General features: G+C 39.3%; 1 protein-coding gene. It reads right to left on the bottom strand.

Going from position 1 to position 870, the window contains the following annotated elements; all coding sequences use genetic code 11:
• Window positions 1-749 (bottom strand): ATP-binding protein (locus tag HCK02_RS13970; RefSeq protein WP_246215614.1); only part of this gene is annotated, 749 nt, incomplete at its 3' end.
• Window positions 750-870: the final 121 nt, after the last annotated feature.

Raw genomic sequence — 870 nt, 5'->3', positions numbered from 1 at the left:
GCTTCTAACTCATCAAAAGTTAAGTTTGTTGTAATAATCGTACTTTTATTTAAACGTTCATTCGAAATCGCATAGAGGATACGATGCACAAAATCACTCGCTTGTCCCTCTTTGCCAATGCGTCCACTTTCTGCTCCTAGATCATCAAGCACTAAAATATCAGGGGATGCACAACGCTCAATATAGCTGCTTTCTGTTTCGCCAGCAAAGCCATTGCTAGAAAATGTTCGGCGTATGTCTTGCATGAGTTTGCTGGTGTTTACAAAAAGGCAGGTTCGTTCTCCACTCGATAACTCGTTAATGGTCCGAATAGCCGCAATAGCTAAATGTGTTTTTCCTGCTCCGGGATCACCATAAAGCCATGTATTAAACGTTTGTCCCTCTTGATAAGCTTTTGATACTTGAATCATTTTCTGTTTGTTGCTAGCTGCTTCTGTACCTTCTGATGCATGATAATTTTTAAAGCCACAATTTTTTAATTTGTCATCTTCAAAAATGCTATTTTGTAAAAGTGCATCTAATCGCCTTTGTTTTTGCATCTCATGAGCTTTATTGTTTAACTCGTTGCTTAATTTGTTATTTTCAGCTTCTCGGGTACAAATGGGGCAAAGCTCTTCACCGTCAACGCACATCATCTGCACTGCTTTCCCTTTGTGCACATCACTTTCACAGTATTTATCTAGCATAGAAAAGCGCACTGGATTAGCCGTAGATGCTTGAAGGTCTTGGTTTTTTAGAATTTCGCCCATCACGTCTTTCACTCGTTCCATTTTTCCTAGCCCCTCTCTTTGCGCTATTCTTTTTTTGTTGTTCATAGGCAACAGCAGCAGCAAGTTCTGTAATATTCGCTTGTGACCATTCTTTTAAAAT

The organism is Listeria valentina (assembly GCF_011800755.1).
GTDB lineage: Bacteria > Bacillota > Bacilli > Lactobacillales > Listeriaceae > Listeria > Listeria valentina.
Note: the sequence above shows the minus strand (reverse complement) of the source record. Positions and strands in the feature narration are given on the sequence as shown.